The sequence below is a fragment of the Nitrosospira sp. TNL200 genome (assembly GCF_055386305.1).
Map to the genome: position 1 here is coordinate 2,612,573 of NZ_AP041003.1, position 20,001 is coordinate 2,632,573.

The 20,001-nt window shown below is 56.5% G+C and carries 13 protein-coding genes; 4 read left to right on the forward strand and 9 right to left on the reverse strand.

Annotated elements, in window-relative coordinates; genetic code table 11:
- The first annotated feature begins 184 nt into the window (after positions 1–184).
- Positions 185–880, forward strand: a complete 696-nt coding sequence (locus ACZ5CE_RS11890) for an SDR family oxidoreductase (RefSeq protein WP_464575117.1) — start codon at positions 185–187, stop codon at positions 878–880.
- A 132-nt stretch (positions 881–1,012) separates the two neighbouring features.
- Here ACZ5CE_RS11890 and ACZ5CE_RS11895 read toward each other — a convergent pair whose 3' ends face one another.
- On the reverse strand, positions 1,013–1,333 hold the full coding sequence (locus ACZ5CE_RS11895) for a heavy metal-binding domain-containing protein (RefSeq protein ID WP_464575118.1): 321 nt from the start codon (positions 1,331–1,333) through the stop codon (positions 1,013–1,015).
- 162 nt (positions 1,334–1,495) lie between these two features.
- Positions 1,496–1,765, reverse strand: coding sequence for a hypothetical protein (locus ACZ5CE_RS11900; protein ID WP_464575119.1), 270 nt, complete (start codon positions 1,763–1,765; stop codon positions 1,496–1,498).
- Between the two features lie 132 nt (positions 1,766–1,897).
- Here ACZ5CE_RS11900 and ACZ5CE_RS11905 point away from each other — a divergent pair, with 132 nt between their 5' ends.
- The 3 genes from ACZ5CE_RS11905 to ACZ5CE_RS11915 all read left to right on the forward strand — a co-directional run bounded on the left by ACZ5CE_RS11905 (position 1,898) and on the right by ACZ5CE_RS11915 (position 5,910).
- A complete protein-coding gene (locus tag ACZ5CE_RS11905; protein ID WP_464577505.1) occupies positions 1,898–2,875 on the forward strand; it encodes a Fe(3+) ABC transporter substrate-binding protein in 978 nt (325 codons plus the stop codon).
- A gap of 138 nt (positions 2,876–3,013) precedes the next feature.
- Positions 3,014–4,573: an ABC transporter permease gene (locus tag ACZ5CE_RS11910; RefSeq protein ID WP_464577507.1), complete on the forward strand. Its 1,560-nt coding sequence runs from the start codon at positions 3,014–3,016 to the stop codon at positions 4,571–4,573.
- Positions 4,574–4,833: 260 nt separating this feature from the next.
- The gene (locus ACZ5CE_RS11915) at positions 4,834–5,910 is read left to right on the forward strand and encodes an ABC transporter ATP-binding protein (protein WP_464575120.1); all 1,077 of its coding nucleotides are present in this window, start codon (positions 4,834–4,836) and stop codon (positions 5,908–5,910) included.
- A 41-nt stretch (positions 5,911–5,951) separates the two neighbouring features.
- On the opposite strand, the gene mltB is transcribed toward ACZ5CE_RS11915, so the two are convergent.
- From mltB to glgC, 7 genes are all read right to left on the reverse strand, one after another.
- Positions 5,952–7,004, reverse strand: coding sequence for a lytic murein transglycosylase B (mltB, locus tag ACZ5CE_RS11920; protein ID WP_464575121.1), 1,053 nt, complete (start codon positions 7,002–7,004; stop codon positions 5,952–5,954).
- 48 nt (positions 7,005–7,052) lie between these two features.
- Positions 7,053–10,655, reverse strand: coding sequence for a UvrD-helicase domain-containing protein (locus ACZ5CE_RS11925; protein WP_464575122.1), 3,603 nt, complete (start codon positions 10,653–10,655; stop codon positions 7,053–7,055).
- Positions 10,652–13,429 carry a PD-(D/E)XK nuclease family protein gene (locus ACZ5CE_RS11930; protein WP_464575123.1) on the reverse strand — a complete coding sequence of 926 codons (2,778 nt, stop codon included), beginning with the start codon at positions 13,427–13,429 and terminating at the stop codon, positions 10,652–10,654. Before ACZ5CE_RS11930 ends, ACZ5CE_RS11925 begins: the two co-directional genes overlap by 4 nt.
- Before the next feature lie 21 nt (positions 13,430–13,450).
- Complete coding sequence (gene fdxA / locus ACZ5CE_RS11935) at positions 13,451–13,774, reverse strand: ferredoxin FdxA (protein ID WP_464575124.1); 324 nt, start codon at positions 13,772–13,774, stop codon at positions 13,451–13,453.
- 513 nt (positions 13,775–14,287) lie between these two features.
- Entirely contained in the window at positions 14,288–16,345 is a 2,058-nt protein-coding gene (locus tag ACZ5CE_RS11940; protein WP_464575125.1) for an alpha-amylase/4-alpha-glucanotransferase domain-containing protein, read from the reverse strand.
- 403 nt (positions 16,346–16,748) lie between these two features.
- A complete protein-coding gene (locus ACZ5CE_RS11945) occupies positions 16,749–18,458 on the reverse strand; it encodes a glycoside hydrolase family 57 protein (protein WP_464575126.1) in 1,710 nt (569 codons plus the stop codon).
- Positions 18,459–18,577: 119 nt separating this feature from the next.
- Complete coding sequence (gene glgC, locus ACZ5CE_RS11950) at positions 18,578–19,855, reverse strand: glucose-1-phosphate adenylyltransferase (protein WP_464575127.1); 1,278 nt, start codon at positions 19,853–19,855, stop codon at positions 18,578–18,580.
- Positions 19,856–20,001 lie beyond the last annotated feature (146 nt).

Sequence of the window (20,001 nt, forward strand, 5' to 3'; positions counted from 1 at the left end):
CTAAATTTACTTTTCAGGCATAATGCGAGAAGATGCGATTTTTGGCGATATTCCCGACGCGATGCCAGCCGGTCAGCACACATCCAGCCATCCTCTGCTCTCCCGCGCACTCCCCTGGCGTCCGCTTCGGATAAATATCCAGGATTCGGAATCCAGATAGCGATCGCACTCGCCAGGAGGACAAATGCAAACCGTATTGATCACGGGCTCAAACCGTGGAGTTGGCCTGGAATTCTGTAAGCAGTATGCCGCCGATGGCTGGCAGGTCATTGCATGCAGCCGTTTTCCCGCACACTCCGACATGCTCAACGAACTGGCGGCCGCTCATCCCGGCCGGGTCAGAGTGCATGCGCTCGACGTAGGCAATCACGCCCAAATTGACCAATTGGCGCAGTCACTCCATGGCGAATCCATCGATTTGCTCATAAATAATGCAGGTATTTATACGAAGTCTCCTGCTGTCTTTCAGGACAGCGATTATGAAGCCTGGATGCAGGCTTTCCGTATCAATACCCTGGCGCCCCTCAAGATGGCGCAAGTTTTTGCAGCACAAATAGCGAAAAGCAAAAAGAAAACCCTGGTGACAATCAGCAGCATGATGGGCAGTCTGGCCGACAATACCAGCGGTGGCAGCATCGTCTACCGGTCAAGCAAGGCGGCGGTAAACATGGTCGCGAAAACGCTCGCTATCGACCTGCAGCCGGCGGGTATCACATCGGTAATATTTCATCCTGGATGGGTAAAAACCGACATGGGCGGACCCAAGGCGCTGATCACCCCGACCGAAAGCGTGGCAGGGATGCGGAAAGTCATAAATGGACTCACTCCGGCCGATTCGGGAAAATTTCTCGCGTACGATGGCCGGATCGTACCCTGGTAGCCTGGGGAAAGGCGGCGCACTCTCCCTCTCCCCCTTCCCCGGCCAGATGCATCCGCACGAACGTTGCTCGCCGCCCCGATGGAAAGGATACTGCAATACAGGTCGGTTTTGCCCCGATCGACCGGGGACGACCTACTCGATAATTACCGCCGTCCCGCTGGCAGAAACCATCAGCATACCGTTTTCCTTACCCATTATTTCATAGTCGATATCGATGCCAATCACGGCATTGGCGCCCATATCGCGAGCCTGCTCCTCCAGTTCCTCAAGCGCAATCTTCCGCGCCCGTTGAAGCTCTTTCTCGTAGGTTCCAGAACGTCCGCCCACCAGATCCCGTATTCCGGCGAACATATCCTTGAACAGGTTGGCTCCCAGAATAGCCTCGCCAGCTATGACGCCGCAATACCTGGTGATCCGTTTTCCTTCCACGCTCGGCGTTGTCGTAAGCAACATGAATTCTCCCTTGTTTCGTCAATCCGACGATTGTTCCTGATAGTGATAGTGACGTAAAAGAATAACAGCAAGACAATGAGACAATGTATTTATCTGCAGGGTTGCGGTTCCTTCGATCGCTCCCGCGGATTGGACTGGATTGCCACGGCAAGCCAGCACAGGCTACGATGCCCCACCCTTGGGGAGTCTCTTGCGCGGCTTCTTCAGGAATCGCCTGCCTTGTCCCGTTTCGCGGGTTTTAAACTGGTCCGCCGTCGCGGCAGCGGACTTGCGGTACACGCTTCGCTCCGGCACAGCAGTCCGGTTTGCAGGTGTAAGGGCGATCTCAAGCTCATTGATCTCATCCCAGTCGGTTTCAGTCCTTTGTCTCTCCGGAATCCCAAGAAGCTCCTGCAAACGCCGGCGAGAAGAATCAGGTGGTGGTTTTTCCATGATATATTAACACTTCACTGATAATTATTATCATTTATAATACAGCCTTCGATTCATCAGAAGGCATATGGCCGCAAGTGCCGAAGGTAGAAAAAAATGGCGAGACTCTGTTTCAAGCATTATCTTATCTCAATGCTCTGCACGATCACCGTGCTTGCCACCGGTACGTCCCATGCCGAGGGGGTAGTCGTTTACTCGGCCCGGATCGAGCAACTCATCAAACCTATGTTTGATGCTTTCACGAAAGAAAGCGGCATAGGCGTCAAATTTGTCACTGACAAGGAAGGCCCGTTGCTGGCGCGCCTCAAAGCCGAAGGCAAAAATACGCCGGCGGACATGCTGATCACCGTGGATGCAGGTAATCTGTGGGAAGCCGCGCGAGAAGGGCTGTTGAGACCGGTGGAATCAAAAATACTCGAGTCCAATATTCCCGCCTATTTGCGTGATCCAGAGAATCAATGGTTTGGCTTGTCGGTACGTGCCCGTACCATTATTTATAATACGCGGCGAGTCAAACCGGGCGATCTTTCCACCTATGAAGCATTGGCGGATCCGAAATGGAAAGGCAGGCTATGCCTGCGCACTTCCAAGAAAGTATACAACCAGTCACTGGTGGCAATGATGATCGCGGAGCTGGGTGAGGCCAAGACCGAGCAAATAATAAAAGGATGGGTAGCCAACCTTGCGACGGATCCGCTGTCGGACGAAACCAGGGCAATGGAATTCGTGGCTGCGGGAAAGTGCGACGTTACCATCGCCAATACTTACTATTATGGCCGGTTGATGCAAAAAAAGCCTTCGTTGCCTTTGGCTATTTTTTGGCCTAATCAGGCTGGAAGCGGTGTTCATGTAAACATCTCGGGCGCGGGCATAACACGCTATGCTCATAATGCACCTGGCGCCCTCAAGCTGCTGGAATTTCTTTCGTCCGAAAAAGCCCAGAACCTGTTCGCTGATGTCAACCTGGAATATCCCGCCAATCCCGGGGTACCAGTCGACCCCGTGGTTGCAGCATGGGGCAGCTTCAAGCAGAATCCCATCAATGTCAAGAAAGCCGGTGAATTGCAGGCGGAAGCGGTAAAGCTGATGGATCGCGCCGGATATAAATAAGGTTCTCGAAGGGTGAAAGGCGAGACGTTCAATGGGGCGGCTGGCGATACAGCCGCGCAGAACACGCTTCTTGAGCAATCGCCCTCCAGACACCGCACATTTCCCGGCTGGCGCTTCGTCCCGTTCCTGGTAGCCGCCCTGGTTCTTGTCCCCGTCGGCACCGTCATCTCTTCTCTATTTACGCCTTCCGGCGAGATCTGGCAACACCTGGTCGAAACAACATTGCCCGGCCTGCTGGTGAATACATTCTGGCTGATTCTCGGCGTGGCCTCGGGCACGGCAGTGATCGGGGTAAGCCTGGCCTGGTTTACTGCGGTATGCGAATTTCCCGGGAGGAAATTCTTTTCCTGGGCGCTGCTGTTGCCGCTCGCCATTCCCGCGTACGTCACCGCATTCGTCGCGCTCGGTCTCTTTGACTATACCGGCCCGGTACAAACAGGATTGCGCGAATGGCTGGATTCCGACCTATCCTGGTTTCCCGATATACGTGGCAGGGCTAGCGTCATCATCGTCATGATCCTGTCTTTTTACCCCTATGTATACCTGCTTGCCCGCAATGCCTTTCTCACTCAAGGGAGGCGAACGCTGGAAGCAGCCCAATCCCTGGGCTTCAATCGCACCCAGGGGTTTTTCAAGCTGGCGCTGCCGATGGGACGCCCATGGATCGTGGGGGGTGTCATGCTGGTGGTGATGGAAACACTTGCCGATTTCGGAACGGTATCCGTTTTCAACTACGATACCTTCACCACCGCCATCTATAAGGCCTGGTACGCCCTGTTTTCATTGCCTGCGGCTTCCCAGCTTGCGTCATTGCTGATCATGATCGTGTTTGCGGCCATGGTTCTGGAACAGCAATTCCGCTCTCGCATGCGCTACGCGGAAAACCGGCAAAGTGCGCGGGCTGCTCGCGTTCCGCTCACGGGCTGGCACGTATGGCTGGTTGGCTGCTTTGCCTCGGCCGTCCTTTTTTTTGCTTTCGTGCTGCCGGTAACGCAATTAGTCATTTGGGCGGCAAGCGTCTTCGCTCAGGATTTCAACCAGCGTTATCTCGAATTTCTCTGGCATTCCCTCCTGCTTTCCTCCTTTGCCGCGCTGCTCACCTGTTCAGTGACCCTGCTTGTGGTCTATGCCGCGCGCCGCTACCCCGATCCGCTTACTCGCACGGCGGTGCGCATCTCCACGATCGGTTACGCATTGCCCGGCGCGGTGCTGGCGGTAGGCATATTTATTCCGATCGCCTGGCTCGATAACTGGGCGAGCGCAATAACTTTGCGGTTGTTCAATATTGAAACAGGGCTAATAATACAAGGCACCCTCTTCACTATGCTGATTGCGTATATGACGCGCTTCCTGGCGGTGAGCCACAGCCCAATCGAGAGCGCCATGCAGCGCATAACCAGAAGCATCGATGAGGCTGCTACCAGCCTTGGGCTGAATGGTTGGGCCATGCTCAGACGCATACACTTGCCCATCCTGAAGGGAGGAATCTACACTGCAGCCGCGCTGGTGTTCGTCGATGTAATGAAAGAGATGCCTATTACATTGATGACCCGCCCGTTCGGCTGGGATACGCTGGCGGTACGCATCTTCGAAATGACGTCGGAGGGCGTCTGGGAGCAGGCTGCGCTCCCCGCCGTGGCGCTCGTGCTGGCTGGCCTGGTTCCGATAGTATTGTTCGTCCGGCAAACTGAAAGATGAATCGGTGAAGCCTACAGTCTATGAACCTAAATCCGGCGGTTGACCGCTCATTTCGAGCTTAGAGCTATGATCCACAAAGACTTTTCACGGTACCCAAGGTTCACCCGCGTGGTGAGTTCGCTACGGGGCAGATTGTGCAATTTTTGCAGCACATGGCTGCGTTGCAACTCCTTGCAATGGAATGGCCATTGCGCGTCGCAGCACCTTGCCCTGCACCCTAAAAACCGCACACTCCACCCCGTCCAACTGCCGGATTTAGGATGAATGCTCTGCTTGAGCTCAAAAATATTCGGCATGCCTATGGAAAACAGCCGGTAGTAAAAGATTTATCGCTGACCCTGGCCAAGGGTAATATCGGCTGCCTGCTGGGGCCGAGCGGCTGCGGCAAAACCACGGTGCTGCGCTGTATTGCCGGGTTCGAATCCATTTCGGCAGGGGAAATCCTGCTCAACGGAAAGGAGGTAAGCAGCCCACGATTCTCCATGCCCCCGGAACAGCGTCATATCGGGATGGTGTTTCAGGATTATGCGTTGTTTCCTCATCTCACGGTTGCCGCCAATATCGGTTTTGGCCTGCACAGGATGCAAAAAGCCGAGAAGGCGGCTCGTGTTGCCGAATTGCTGCGAATCGTAGGGCTGGCGGACTCCTCAGCCAGATTTCCCCATGAACTCTCCGGCGGGCAGCAGCAGCGTGTAGCGCTCGCCCGTGCGCTGGCTCCTCGTCCCGATCTGTTGCTGCTGGACGAGCCTTTTTCCAATCTGGATGTGAGCTTGCGTGAACGCTTAAGCCTGGAAATTCGCGATATCCTCAAGAGTCAGAATGCTACCGCTATCCTGGTGACACACGACCAGGATGAGGCGTTCGCCATTGCCGACGAGATCGGGGTGATGCATCACGGCGAAATTCAGCAGTACGACATCGCTTATAATCTTTACCATAGGCCGGCCAATCGCTTCGTAGCCAACTTTATCGGCAGGGGTGTATTTCTTTCCGGCACGGTACTCGACTCGCATCATGTGGAAATCGAGCTTGGCACTCTAACGGGAGAGGTTCCGCACCAGTGTGGGCACAGTTGCCGCGTGTGCAGCCCCGGCCATTCGGTAGCCGTGCTGGTGCGTCCCGACGACATCGTCCATGACGACGACAGTCCCATTCGGGCAACGGTGCTCCACAAGGCCTTTCGTGGCGCGGATATCCTGTATACCTTGCGCCTGCCCGGCGGAAGTACGGCACTGTCGCTGGTGCCCAGCCATCACAACCATGCCATAGGAGAGCAGATCGGCATCAGGCTCGAAGCCGATCATGTCGTCGCATTCAGTCAATCGGACGAACAGTAGTAGAACAGCAGTAGCTTAGGAACTTCTGAATATCGCCAAATCTACTGCTGAACACTGAAAATCCTGGTAGTGCGTATATGCTCGGCTAACTGTAATACCGACATCGCGTAGTGCACGCTGCGGTTGTAGCGCGTAATGACGTAGAAGTTATTGAAGCCCAGCCAATACTCATTGCCATCGGCGTTTTCAAGCTTGATCAGGGTGGCATGCCTTCCCAGGGGAAAACCTGTACGTGTGATGATTCCCAGTTTTCTCATTTCTTCCGCCGAGTATCCGGGCTTCTGGCCAGCGAAGAGCGCGGCCCGATATTTCTCACCATTGACGAGAGCAGGGAGCACGATCGCCTGCTCTGCCTCCCAGCCATAACTTTTGAGATAATTCGCCACGCTTCCGATTGCGTCGGCCATGCTACCCGTTAGATCTATCTTGCCGTCATGGTCAAAATCGACCGCATAGCGTCGGTAGCTGCTGGGCATGAATTGGGGAACGCCGATCGCCCCGGCATAAGAACCCTTGATATTCAAAAGATCCGCCAGTTTTGCCGAGCGTTCCCGTCCCAGCAGCAGGTAATGCTCCAGTTCGTCCCGAAAAAAACTCGCTCGCCTGGGATAGTCGAACGCGAGCGTCGCCAATGCGTCCAGCACGCGATGGCTGCCAGTCTGCACGCCATACATCGTTTCGACACCGATAATCGCGACGATGATCTCCTCTGGAACACCGAATTCCTTGCGCGCCTGCTCGAGGATCCCGCCATACCTGTTCCAGAATTCGATCCCACCGGAAATACGCTTCGAATTGATGAATGCGGGGCGGTATTCATACCATGGCCTTGAGGTAGCCGGCCGGGACATCACAGTGATAATGGATGGCTGAAACTGCACGGTGCTAAAGATATGGGCCAGGCTCGCCTGCTCGAAACCGTGGCGCACCACCATTTCTCCAATAAAACTTTCCACTTCCGGGCGCAACTGCTCCGCCACAGCCAAAGCCGGTGCACCGCCAGCAGCAAGAAATACCGATGCATGCAATAAAAAGCGGATAGTCCGCCCCCATCTGGCGCCGCGATATGGCGGCAAATAATTTCTTGGTTTCATCAGGCCCTATCTATTGAATTACTGCTCGACCTTACGTCTTATCCTCGTCTACCATTCCCGCCAGCCTCTCAGCAAGGGAAAATACAAACCTCGCTTCACCGGCGCCCCATCCTCATTCCGCAGCAGGGCTGCATAACGATCGAGCTGGATACGGTAGCGAGCTTGCTCGCGATCGAGGAAACCTTCGATATCCGCGCCTTCATGGCTGCTCGTCTTATAGTCCACGACCCAGCACTGACCGTCCTCGTCCATAAACGTCCGATCGATGACGAAATCCATCCAGTTGCCATCGATGACGGTCGTCATGCGCAATTCATTGCGTGCATCCTTTTGCGGCCCGAGCAGCCATTGTCCCCGCGGATCGGTCACTGCCTGGACAAGCGCCGCAACCACGCGCTGGACAGCGGTCCCGCTATCGATTTCATTGACGCCGACAGCCACAAGCTGGAACCTCAAGGTATCGCGCAAGCCTTGAATTCGCGCCGGGCTCCAGCTTTTCACCCCTTCCTCTGCGATGCGCTGCAGCCAGCGATGAACAATACTGCCGATGAGGCGCGCAGTCTCCCCCACCCAGGAATATTCGATTTCTCCTCCCGCCGATATAACATGATCCGGCGTCTTCCATCGAACAGGGGCCGGCGCGGATGGCAACACCCAGCCCGATACCAGGCGGCGGAACGACTGGTTGATAGGATATTCTCCTCTTTTACCATCCACTTTTCCATCGGCTATCAGCAAGCCATCGGTTTCCGGCGCGTTCAAAACCTCCAATCGCATGGCCGCTTCCCTATAATCCAGCTCAACCACTGGCCAGATCCTGCTCAACAATGTCTTCCTGTCCGGCGGCCTCAGCTCAAAACCACCCTGATTATCCCGACCTACATCAATGCTGCCCAGCAGATGCAGCCGCTCCCTGGCACGTGTCGCGGCCACGTACAGCAGGCGCTGGTTCTCGAATCGCTCTTTCTCCCCATCCCGTTTTTCGAGCCAGGCATAAATGCGATCATCTTCCGCGCCTGTTTCTTGGATCGGCGCAAGCAGCAGCTCGTTGCCTTCGGTTTGCCCCGCTTCGAATTCGCGCGGGTACTCCATCCACATGAAAAGCTTCTTGTCGCCGTTGCGCGTAGCGCGTCCCAAGCAGGGCAGGATCACGTAATCAAACTCGAGACCCTTGGCTTTATGGATGGTCATGATCTGCAGCGTATCATCCGCCTGTGGATCGGGAAAAGCGTAAAGCCGGGAGAGTTTCTCTTCCAATTCGGCTATTCGCGCGACACCGTCTGCATCTTCATGCATTTCGAGATGATCGAGAAAGACCTGTGCATCCTCCAGGTCAGCCGCGTTTTCGCAGCATGCCGCCCCCCCCAATGCAAGCCATGCCGCCTCAACCGTTGATCGCAAGGATAGTCGACAGCGACTGCGGATACACATTGCCAGTACCTTTCGCACGCGTTGCAGCCGGGCGGCACCATCGGCAGAAATCCGGCGCAACCGGTTGGCATCGTTCAGCAACTCCCACACGGTATGATTTCCCCGCTCGAAATTCATCCCGCCCGGTTCGCCAAAGCCCGGTTCCGGCATGTCGCCCTGCACGACTTCGATTCGTTCCGCCAGAAGGCCATGCATATCCGCCAGTGTAAGCCCGCACCAGGGTGCGCGCAGCAACGCCAGCCAGGCCGACCGGTCTGCCAGGTGCGTCAAGGCACGGACCAGGGCCATCAGATCCTGCACTATCGGCCGGGAACCCAATCCGTCGATTTCCATAGCACTGTAGCGCATGCCGGCCTTCTTTAGCCGGGGCAGGATTTCACCGAGATGGCCGCGGTTGCGCACCAGGATGGCAACAGTGGCGCAAGGGTTCTCACGCCGGACCTGAGCGACGATATCCACCACTTTTCCCGCCTCGCCCGCGTGATCATCGTTAAAGAACGGATGGATGCTCACGGCCGTTCCGCCAAGGAAGTCTCTCGTTGAAATCGATTTTTTATGGGAAACTGCACCAAGCGAAATATCTTCCTGCTGCGGCATCACCCGCGCGAAAGTATCGTTGACCCAATTCACGATCCCGCCCTGCGATCTGAAGTTGCTTGAAAGGGAAATCGGGTGCAGGGCAACATTACCGATCCCCGTGGCGCGGGCACGGAGGAACAATCCTACTTCCGCCTCGCGGAAACGATAGATGGACTGCATAGGATCACCGACCAGCAGCATGCTGCGGCCATCTTCCGGCTCCCACCCTGATGTAAGCCTACTGACCAATTCGAACTGGCTGATGGAAGTGTCCTGGAACTCGTCGATCAATAAATGACGAAGACGATAGTCGAGCGCGAGCGCCAGGTCCGTGGGCGATTCCGGTTCCCCGAGAGCGCGCAGGGCACCTTGCGCGACTTCGATAAAATCCACTCTGCCGCTCGATTGAAACACGAGCTTGAGCTGGGCGACAGCATGCGGGAGTAACCGCATGATGGAGCCGAGCACTTCCCATTGGGTCTCCGTATACGTCGCAGGCGGCATGTGGCGGATTTCCTGTAGCGCGTGCCGAAGCGTGCCCGCACCATCTTGTGCGCCAATTCCAGAAACCAGCGCGCAAACTCTGTCTTTCCAGGATTTCCCCACCGCTTTTTCCACCTTGCCGCTGCCCGGGGGGAATCCTTCCCGTGCCGCGTACTGTTTTCGCCATTCGCCGTCTTTCCGCAGAAGCAGTTCGACGATCGCCCGCCAGTACGCGATATCCTGTTCCCCGTCCCCAGGCAGGATTTTTACCCCATGTGACTGGAGTGACCGGAGCGACTGAAGTAACTGGAAATGATCCACGTCCCCGGAATGGGAGTCGCCCTTAGCCAAATTGCTCACGGCATAGCGCATCACATCGATCAGTTCAGCCCGCATGCCCTGGGGGAAAAGTTCGCATAGGCCACGCACTTGTCCCACAACCGCGCGCCGCGTGCGCTTCAATGCCCCTTCCAGCTCATCGCGGCCTCTGCTATGAATATGGCGCAGCCAGTGGTCGCGTCGCGCCAGCATGCTTGCAAGCAATTTTTCGAGACGGGCGGCATCGTTGTCGAGATGCTCGAGCAGACGCTCGATGTCCTTTCCCACGTCGTGGCTGGTCTCGACCATGCGGATGGTGGCAGAGGCCGCTTCGAGGTACAAATCCGAAGCATCCTCGACACTCTGAGGCGAAGGACCCAGATTCGATAATAACGGCATCTGCCTCGTCAGCGATGCGCACAATGAATCGAATGTCTGGATTCGAAGCCGTGCAGGATTCTCCAGGACATTCCAGCCGGCCTGGGTATCTCTTCTCAAGGCGGCGTCAGCGAGTTCGCGGGTAAGTTTTTCATGTTCGGTTTCCGGGGTCGGGTCGCCGCACGATCCATGTGCCTGGACAAGCGCCCTCGTGATCCGCTCGCGCATTTCCGCGGCCGCCTTCCGCGTAAACGTGATGGCAACGATCTCTTCCGGTTCATCGACGCAGGCGAGCAAAGTGAGGTAACGCTGAATCAGAAGGCCGGTCTTGCCCGAACCGGCGGGCGCCTGAACAATGAAGGAATGCCTGGTATCGAGCGCACGACGACGTTCCGGCATATCGGATGGATCCGGTATAACGGTCGCTGCGATATCCGGTGGAATAAACGAAACCCTGCTCATTCTCCGCCTTCTCCACCTTCGATAAGAAAGGCCTCCATATACTCATAGCGCTCATCGATGCGGCAGAAAGACCGTAAGCCACAGTTGCCGCAAGTCTGCCGGTTTTTCTTCGGATCCACCCGCGCGTCACCATTCGCAAATCCAGTCGCGATACGAGCAAGATCGGCCTTCCAGGTGGCTACGAGCTGTTCCCATGGTCCATGCTGGCGAGCGAAATTGGGTTCTGAAAATGCCGGCACCCCTGGCAGCAAGTCGTTGTCGCGCGCAAACCCCAGGAATCGCGCCGTGCCTGCCTTGATCTGTGCAAACGCAACCGCGGCGGCGTCCGGCTCGGCACCCAGGAGATACAAGGGCAGTTGCGGTTCATCCGGGCGTTCGCCGAGCATGGCGCCCGCGGATGGTGCGCCGGTTTTATAATCGATAATGATGCGGCGGCCATCGCCCACCTCGTCCACCCGATCCAGCCGCGTCGTCAATACCAACCCGGCAATTTCGATGTTCCGCTTGCCTTCCACTGCCGCAACGCGAAAATCGCCGCGTTTCCTGTCCTCGTCGAGCCACGCTCGCGCCAGTCTGGTCAGCCGTCGCTGCTCGATTTCCGCGAAGCGCCCCGAAAGAGTGACTGGCCGGTATTTGCGCAGGCGGGCGACTGCACTTTCCGCAGCATCGGCAAGCACCACTTCGAGATCCTGCTCATTGATCGTGTCGAGCGCGCGTCTGGTCTTCAGGCAGCTCCACACCTGGGCGAGTACATGGTGAGCCAATATCCCGCGTTCCGCTGCCGAGAGGCCGGTGCCTGGCGTTTCGATGCCTTCCGCGTGGAACCGGTGGATGGCAAGAGCCCGGAATGGACAGGCCGCATGGTCTTTTATTACCGCAGCGCCGCCGTGGATTCCGCTGGCGGCGAGCCGGCCGAGCGCCGGAGCCTTGTCGTCTTCCACGCGTTCCAGTTGACGGGCATCATGGATCAGGTCCCGGTGGCTGGCGTAAGCGGGCAATACAGGGCCGCGGACAGCAATGCCGGCGATCAGGGGACTGGGAGCAAGCGTCGCGGATTCCTGTGTATTGCCGCGCTCGGGATGGCTGAGAATAATTTCATCTGCGGCGCAAAGCCAGCCATGGGTGAGCCGGCGTGCTAACTCAAGCGAGGCGGCGGGGGAGCCCTGTGGCAAGTTCGAGGAGCGCTGCAGCTCGATCGGTAAAAACGGATTGGAACGCGATTGTGCCGGCCATGCCTGGTCCGACAATCCCATCACCCACAGGTGATCGAAACTCATCCCCGCGGCTTCCAGCACTCCCAGGATCTGAATTGGGACTTCGGGGGTTTCCGGCTGAAACAAGGTTTCGGCCGCCATCCGGTGCAGGCGCGATAGCGCTGCGTGATATCCCGTTCGCGGCCACACGGCATCAAGAACCGAAAAATCCGCAATGATCTCCTGCCATTTTTTCAGTGCCTGAAACTCGGTGGAATCCAGTTGCCGTTCACCGGGAAAACCGGCTGCACGAAGCACATCTGTCATTGCACTGGCTAATGCAGACGGAGGATGCCGGCCAGCCGACCATGCCCTTTTGAATTGGACAAGAGCCGATAATGACTGCAGCAGCAGCGGACAGACGATATCGCCCCCTTCGCGCTCCCGCTCTATGGAAGCGAGCAGTTGTTCCACGGTGATGGCAGGGTCGCCATGCTTGCGCAAGCGCGCGTCGAGCCGCGCACGGTCCGTCATTTCCGTCTCGCCGCCCCTGATGAAGGGGGAACGCAACAGGATGCTCGCCTGTTCGAATGACACTTCCATCGCACCCAGTTCGAGCACGAGGAAAGCAGCGCGTACGATGGGGAAGGAGGTGAGAGGCACGCCAAGCGAGATGTTGAAAGGCGAAACGGCTCTGGCTGCCCCCGGCAGCGATTGCTGCACATCCGGCTGCATCAGGGAGCCAAATACACGCTTGACAACATCGAGACGGCTGGAAAGCTCCGGAACGACGATACCTATTCGGGCGGAGCCGTTCGCCTCGATGCGCGCCCGCGCCCAGGCAGCTGCAAGGCGTATTTCGTCTTCATGGTCCGCGCAGGTCACGCGGCTCACATTGACGCTTTGCGGCCCGCGCTGCAGAGGCTCGGCTGCCATGACTTCGCAACCCGATTCCTGGAGCGTGCGCAGAAATGATGCCTGCTGGGGCGTAAGGATATCAAAGCCATAATAGACCAGGCGCTTCGGCTTCCTGGTTTCGGGCTGCAAGCATAGCTCCGACGCCAGATCGGATAAGCGCCCGCGATCTGTCCGCCGCATACGCTGCGTGGTCTTTTCGAAAAGGCCCGCCCAATCCAGGAATGCCCTTCCATCTTCGTTCAGCGGAAAACTCCGGAGTTGCGGAACAAGCTGCCAAGCGTGTGCCAGTATCCATGCTTCGCGAACGAGCTGTGCGGTTTCGGGAATGGAAAACAAGGCCGCGCCCGCTGCGGAATGATGGATGATGTCTTCCCATAAGACATTCTCCTGCGCAGGGGTAAGAAGCATGGGCAGTTCCGGCACTTGCCCGGAATAAAGCGCTTCCTGGTAAAGACGCTCGATGAATGCGGAAATCGGCAGGATATCCGCGGCTTCCCAGGCAGCAGCGCCGCCAGAGGCCTGGGTCTGGTTGAAATTGCGCTTGAGCTCCGCCGCGAGCCTTCGGTTAGGAGTGACTACAGTGACGCTGGTCGTGGGGCCAGCGGCGAGATCGGGGAAAAGATCGTTGAAATGAATACCGGGGAAATTCGAAATAGAGGACATGCGGTTGCAAACCGCTGCGGATCAGCGTTCGAGCTTGTCCAGTTTCTCAGTTACATTCGCCCATTCGTCGGCATCGGCCAAGGCATCTTTCTTCTCGATGATGGGCTTCCAGACTTTGGATAGCTCAGCGTTAAGCGCTGTGAAATGCTGCTGATGAACTGGCACGTCATCCTCGGCAAAAATTGCTTCCACCGGGCACTCCGCCACGCATAAGGTGCAATCGATGCACTCATCCGGATCGATCACCAGAAAATTAGGCCCCTCGCGAAAGCAGTCCACTGGGCAAACGTCTACGCAATCAGTGTATTTGCATTTGATACAGCTTTCAGTTACCACGTAACTCATTTCGGGTCCTTGCTTGTCTCTTTGAGAATTCGCGATTTTACCAGAAATCTTGTACGTATCGCCACAACTGTGCAGCCTGCTCCTCACCCTGCTCCGCACCATCCTCGGGCAAAAAAACAGCCGCGGCTAAACCGCAGCGGTGGAAGATTGCAGCGGTCATGGATACCTAAACCCCGCAAAAAAACGAACGGACGCCCAAGTCTCGCTACGTTTACTGTGAGGGCGGGGATTCGCGCAATCCCGTCCGTTAGACGGATCCCCGCTGCGATGCTTCAACCTAAATCCGGCGGTTGGACAGGGTGGAGTGTGCGGTTTTTGAAGTGCAGGGCAAGGCGCAACGACGCGCAATGGCCATTCCATTGCAAGGAGTTGCAACGCTGCCATGTGCCGCAAAAATCGCGCAATCCGCCTTGTAGCGAACTCAACATAACAGTGAACGTCGAGTACCGCGGAAAGTCTTTGTGGATCATGGCTCTAAACTAAGAAAAGAGCGGTCAACTGCCGGATTTAGGTTCAATACCCCGTGCCGTCTGGGTTTCCCGCATCCGGATCGTCATTGCCGTGCCTGGTTCCCGGCCTGATCTCCATGCTGATCACCAGTTCCCCCGTGGCCACCGGCCATTCCAGGGTGATGGCCACCCCCTGCATGATCTTTTCGAATCCTCCTTCCGATTGGGACACGGAATGGTACGGCTGGGCGCGCAACCCAACTGGAGCAGAAGTCTTTAACGCGATCCCGCCAGGCAGCGCATCGTCATCCAGAATGATATCGGTCAAACCTGGCAGTTCGAGGTGATGGCCAAACCCGCCAGGAATCTCGCCCTGATAAATGTAGCGTCCGCCCCAGCCATCGGAGCTCGGCATGGCAACATTGATTTCCGTCCCGAACATGCCCTCTTTTTCGCCCGCGAAAACGTACGAAACCGTCAAGCGTGCGTCTGAAAGACGGATTCTTTTGTCCACGTGAAGCGCCAGCACACCCGCCGCGAAATGCGCGCCCTGGTCGGTGTCCCGCAATTGATAATTGACGAACTGGCCTTTGAAGCAATCGATAAACATTCCACGGGGATGATCGTCGACTTCCATATCGCTGGCACTGATTTCATGCTTCAGGCCCGCTCTGTCATGGGCTGATGCGATACCGCCCGAGCCCGCGCCGCCAGAGCCGTATTCGCCCTGCTGAATTTTCCGGTAATAGTGTTCGGCCTGGCGCCGCAAGGTGTCGCCGAAATTGTGATTCAGCAGATAAGAATCGAGTTCACAGACACTTCCGGTTCCATCCAGCTTCAAAATGGCCTGGATCACCCCGTTCTGAAGATACAGTTCCTCCATCCCATCGAGGTCGGTATCCTCCAGGAAATGCGAGGGACGCGGAACGCGAACATCCAGCATGCCTTCCAGCTCCACCATGGCCTTGTATACCCCTCGCCGCAGATGCGGCAAATACAAACCTCCGAACAAACCGTGCCAATACGCATCATTGGCTTGTGACTCATAAAGTTTTTGTGTCATTGCAGCGGTGCGTTGCGGCTCGGGCAGCATCCCCAGGCGCGCCGACAAGCCCAGCATTCGTTTGTGCATCCAGTTGGATTCCGGATAGCGCGAGAAAAAATTCTTCCAGATTCCGCCACGCAAAAACGCCTTGCGGCTCTCATACCACCCCGAGACCCTGGCCTGATGCACCAGGTCCGCATAGGCGTTGGCGGCACTCGCAGGCAATGTCCATTCGTTCATCTCGATATACGAAGTCGCGGGCAAATAAACGATCCCGCGTGTTTTCGTGGCGGCATGGTAATCACGATAATGCTGCGTGCGGATTCGCGGCGACGACAATACTCGCTGGATAAAGTCGTCTAGCCAGGCTTTTTCGTATACCCACTGATACGTTTCGGGCCAAATGCCAAATTTTTCGATATCGTCAAAATATATCGCAGCGCTGCCGGCGTGATCATGGCTGTTTTCTGCCAGGGCCTCGATATAGGCCACTACTTCATGAGCCGGAGAAAATGGCAATCTATAACGCAACGTCTCCGAAATCGGAAATAAGTCGAGCTTGCGCCCATCCTCCTCGGTAGTGAAGTAGCCTTGCAGTTCCACGGTGCTCTTGCCAGCACAAAGAAAATGATAGTCGTCCACGATCACGTAGCGAATATCGCAATCCACCAATGCCGGGACCACCGATGTCTCCCAGACCCGCTCCGTCAGCCAGGCGCCGCGGGGACGCTGCTCCAGCTTCAGCTCCAGTTTGTCCGAAAAAGTCTGAATTTGCCCTATGCGATCGCGATTGGGAATTGCCGCGAGCACTGGCTCGGTGTCGCCCGCGCCAAACAGTTCAACCTGCCCGCGTAATACCATTTTGTGCAGCAAGTCCATATCCGCGGGGTAATGCTCGATCAGATAGTCCAACAGCCAACCGGAAATATGCATTGCAAAGCAAAAATCGGGGTAGCGATGAAGCACTTGCAGAAACGGCCGGTAACAGCGGGTGTGTGCATCCGCCAATACTTCAGGAAAATTGCCGACCGGTTGGTGAGCATGAACACCGAAGAGCAGACTGACCGGGGAAGCCATCGAGTTACCTCCAGAGCAATGCCGAGGGAAAGCATCTACCCGGGCCTGCGAAATCTTGCGGGCAAGGGATATCGAAACGCAATTCGCCACCATCGCCCGCCGTCACGGGAACGCGGGCATGGCTGGTCATGGGATGAAACGCATCGGCTCGCGCCATAAACGGTGCTGCTGGCTGGAATATTTTGCTGGAATCAAGGCCAGACTTGCATTTCACGGCAACCGGCACTTTCGCCTTCCCGCAACGAGGAAATCACTGAACAAATCCTCGCTGAAGCGAGACGCGGCACATCCATCCACGCCTCGCGCGAGAAGATCCGCTTTCGCATGTTCCGGGCGAAAAGATCGGCTGCTGCATCACGAACGGCGCTGAATGAAAGCGCGCCGGGCATCTCTCATGCGGGTCTCAGGATGCGCGCCGCATTGTGCCACCCGCTTCCGGCGCCGCACCCCCGTGGCTGTGGCTGATAGGCTCCAGCAAGGTTACCGGCACCGGCAACTTCAGCAAAGTATAAAGGTTGGCCAGATTGTCGCGAAACAGCTTGTCGAAACTCGCCACGACGTGGGGTGAATTATAATCGCCGAGCCACCAGAACCAGTCGGAGCTTTCACAGGAAGCCAGTTGGCGTTCCGCCTTCGTTCTCTCCTCCTCGGTCAGTCGTCCGCTCTGGATGACGAGATCATAACTGCGCTTCGCCGCGCACAGCAGATCCCACGCGCGATTCTTGTCGCGGTCGCCGATCCAGGTGGAAAATGTCCCATAGACCCAGCTACCCGCAGCCAGAACCGGCAGGGTCGCGGCGTCGCCCTGCTTCATCGAAGCAATATAGCCGTGATAGGTGGTGGTCCGGATCGCGCCATGATTTTCAAGGATTCCGTAGAGATCATTAAGAAAATAATATCCGTTGTACGGATAATATTCCCACGCATTTTCCCCATCGAGGATGACGCTGACAATGGAATTCTCTCCGGGTGGAATGCTTCGCCCGATGTCTTCCAGGGAATGCACCAGATGCTCGGCGGCATCCCGCCCAAACCATTTTGCATACTCGAAGCCAATCATGTCCGATAGCTTCTCGTCGCGGAAAAAACAGAGAACGTTTTCTGCTCTTCCCTCCACCCGATAAGGACGGTAGAGGTAGCGGCTCCGTTCCGGGTGGCCTTCCGGATAGGAATGATGCAGGCTATTGGCGAGCACACCTTCCCCACTGGCGCACCAACCACCGTTGTGCTCCGCTATGATATCCAGCAACTGTCCGGATACCGCCCCTTCCGCCGGCCAGACTCCCGCAGGCGTGATGCCAAAGCGCTTTTCATGGCTTTTGATGGCCGAAGCCAGCTGAATGCCCACGCGGCCGCGGCCGCCAGGGTATGCTTCCTCCATCGGCAAGCTCAAGTCCGGCATGCTATCACGGGCGGAATTGAAATCGATCAGAAGAGGCGCAAGCGGATGATAATGCGGCGTGGTGGAAAGTTCTATCTGCCCGGCTTCGGCAAGCTTGCGGTAGCGTGGAATCAATCCCGTCATCAGTTCCGCGATCAGGTTGAATAAATGCATGCGGTCCGAATAGGTGAAACCGCCACCTTGGGTCATCAGCCTGACCACTGCTTCGTTGCTCCTGCGCACGCTCTCGCCGGTCCATGCCAGGTTATACCACACCAGCAGATCCGCCAGATACTGGCCGGAAAGATAAGTCAGCTCCGCCTCGCCTCTTCCGCGCAATGTCTCGTGCATATCGTGCAGCCGCTTGTATGCAGGATACGGTTGCATCATCGTTACGTGGTTGCTGCGAAAGCAGCTGTCGAATATGCGCAGGCGATCGCTTGCGGAAATCCGGTCCAGATCTGGCGTGGCCAATAAGCGCAGGAGCGGATCCCGCATTTCTCCATTGGCGAATTGCGCAGCGTAGTCTTCGATCTGGTCCAGCAATACGGGCACAAAATTCACTACCGCTTTCATGCGAGGATGCGCTTCCAGATGCGCCACCATGTCGGTGTAATCCTTGATGGCGTGGAGATATACCCACGGAAGGGTAAATTCGCCGGTTTCGTAATTGCGATAATCCGGCTGATGCATGTGCCACAGCAGAACCAGATTCAATGATTGCGTTTCCATGTAAGCCTGATCAGAACCTATCGCATTCCCCAATACCCGCAATTGAATCGCCGAAATTCCCTGGGACCCGGATTATACAGCCGCCATCCCGTTCGCTGCCATCCCTGGCGCCTTTCCGGCTATCTCACAAAATGTGTTTTTTGCCCCAGCATTTCGGGAGTAATGAGTGTTACCCCGGTTTCCGTGACATGAAACCTCTGCCGGTCTTCGTCCGGATCAAACCCGGCTACCATTCCCGGCGGAATCACACAGTTCTTGTCCACCACCACCCGCCTCAACCTGACATGGCGTCCGATATCCACGTTGGGCAATATCACCGAATCCTCGATGCTGCTATAGCTGCGCACCTGGACGTTGGAAAACAGCAAGGAACGGCGCACCGATGAGCCACTGATAATGCAGCCGCCGGAAACCATGGAATCCAGCGCCTGGCCCCGGCGGTCATTGTCGTCAAAAACGAATTTGGCAGGAGGCAATTGCTCCTGATGCGTCCATATCGGCCACTCCTCATCATACAGGTTCAGATCCGGGGTGATATGCGTCAGGTCGAGATTGGCTTCCCAGTAGGCGTCGATCGTCCCCACGTCGCGCCAATACGGCATACCGGAAGCCATGTTGACACAACTATCGAAAAATCGATGAGCATATACGCGATGAAGGGGAACCAGATAAGGAATCAGGTCCTTGCCGAAATCATGCGATGAGCGCCCTTCATCATGGTCGCGGATCAACTGGTCGAAAAGAAACGATGCATTGAATACATAAATGCCCATGCTCGCCAGCGCCTTCGTTGGCTGACCCGGCACGGGGGTGGGATGGGATGGTTTTTCGGCAAAATCGGTGACACGCCAGTTCTGGTCTATGCTGAGGATGCCAAAGGAGCGCGACTCTTCCAGGGGAATCTCGACGCATGCGACCGTCATGTCCGCCGATTTTTCGACGTGGTCGGCCAGCAGCTTTCGATAATCCATCTTGTAAACATGGTCCCCACCCAGGATCAGAACGTATTCCGGGTTATGCCGCCGAAGGATATCGATATTCTGATACACCGCATCGGCAGTCCCCTGGTACCAGGTTTCCTCTATCCGCTGCTGCGCTGGCAGCAGTTCGACGAACTCCTGAAAGCGGCCGTCAAGAAAGCCCCAGCCATGCTGGATATGGCTGATCAAGCTTTGCGCCTTGTATTGCGTGGCCACGCCTATCCGGCGAACGCCGGAATTGACGCAGTTGGACAGGGGAAAATCGATAATCCGGAATTTGCCGCCAAACGGCACAGCCGGTTTGGCCCGCCAGTCCGTAAGCTGCCGCAGGCGGCTGCCTCGCCCTCCGGCCAGTATGAGCGCCACGGTATTGCGCGTAATATGGCTGTGAAAACGTAAATCAACCTCGTGAGTCATAAGATGTCCGCTCTCGAAAAATTCGACTTCGGCCGTCTTTCATTTCGGCCCGCTTCCATTCTGCCTGCCGCCATCGCCGCCTCATCCTTGCATAATTTGATCCCAATTCAACGCCAAGCGCAAGTTATAATTCCCGCCATGCGAGC

Bases quoted from the DNA above. Each gene is read 5' to 3' on its own strand.
- ACZ5CE_RS11895 (WP_464575118.1), bottom strand. From the start codon at position 1,333: ATGTTGCTTACGACAACGCCGAGCGTGGAAGGAAAACGGATCACCAGG.
- ACZ5CE_RS11925 (WP_464575122.1), bottom strand. From the start codon at position 10,655: ATGAGCAGGGTTTCGTTTATTCCACCGGATATCGCAGCGACCGTTATA.
- ACZ5CE_RS11890 (WP_464575117.1), top strand. From the start codon at position 185: ATGCAAACCGTATTGATCACGGGCTCAAACCGTGGAGTTGGCCTGGAA.
- ACZ5CE_RS11930 (WP_464575123.1), bottom strand. From the start codon at position 13,429: ATGTCCTCTATTTCGAATTTCCCCGGTATTCATTTCAACGATCTTTTC.
- ACZ5CE_RS11900 (WP_464575119.1), bottom strand. From the start codon at position 1,765: ATGGAAAAACCACCACCTGATTCTTCTCGCCGGCGTTTGCAGGAGCTT.
- fdxA (WP_464575124.1), bottom strand. From the start codon at position 13,774: ATGAGTTACGTGGTAACTGAAAGCTGTATCAAATGCAAATACACTGAT.
- glgC (WP_464575127.1), bottom strand. From the start codon at position 19,855: ATGACTCACGAGGTTGATTTACGTTTTCACAGCCATATTACGCGCAAT.
- mltB (WP_464575121.1), bottom strand. From the start codon at position 7,004: ATGAAACCAAGAAATTATTTGCCGCCATATCGCGGCGCCAGATGGGGG.
- ACZ5CE_RS11905 (WP_464577505.1), top strand. From the start codon at position 1,898: ATGCTCTGCACGATCACCGTGCTTGCCACCGGTACGTCCCATGCCGAG.
- ACZ5CE_RS11915 (WP_464575120.1), top strand. From the start codon at position 4,834: ATGAATGCTCTGCTTGAGCTCAAAAATATTCGGCATGCCTATGGAAAA.
- ACZ5CE_RS11945 (WP_464575126.1), bottom strand. From the start codon at position 18,458: ATGGAAACGCAATCATTGAATCTGGTTCTGCTGTGGCACATGCATCAG.
- ACZ5CE_RS11940 (WP_464575125.1), bottom strand. From the start codon at position 16,345: ATGGCTTCCCCGGTCAGTCTGCTCTTCGGTGTTCATGCTCACCAACCG.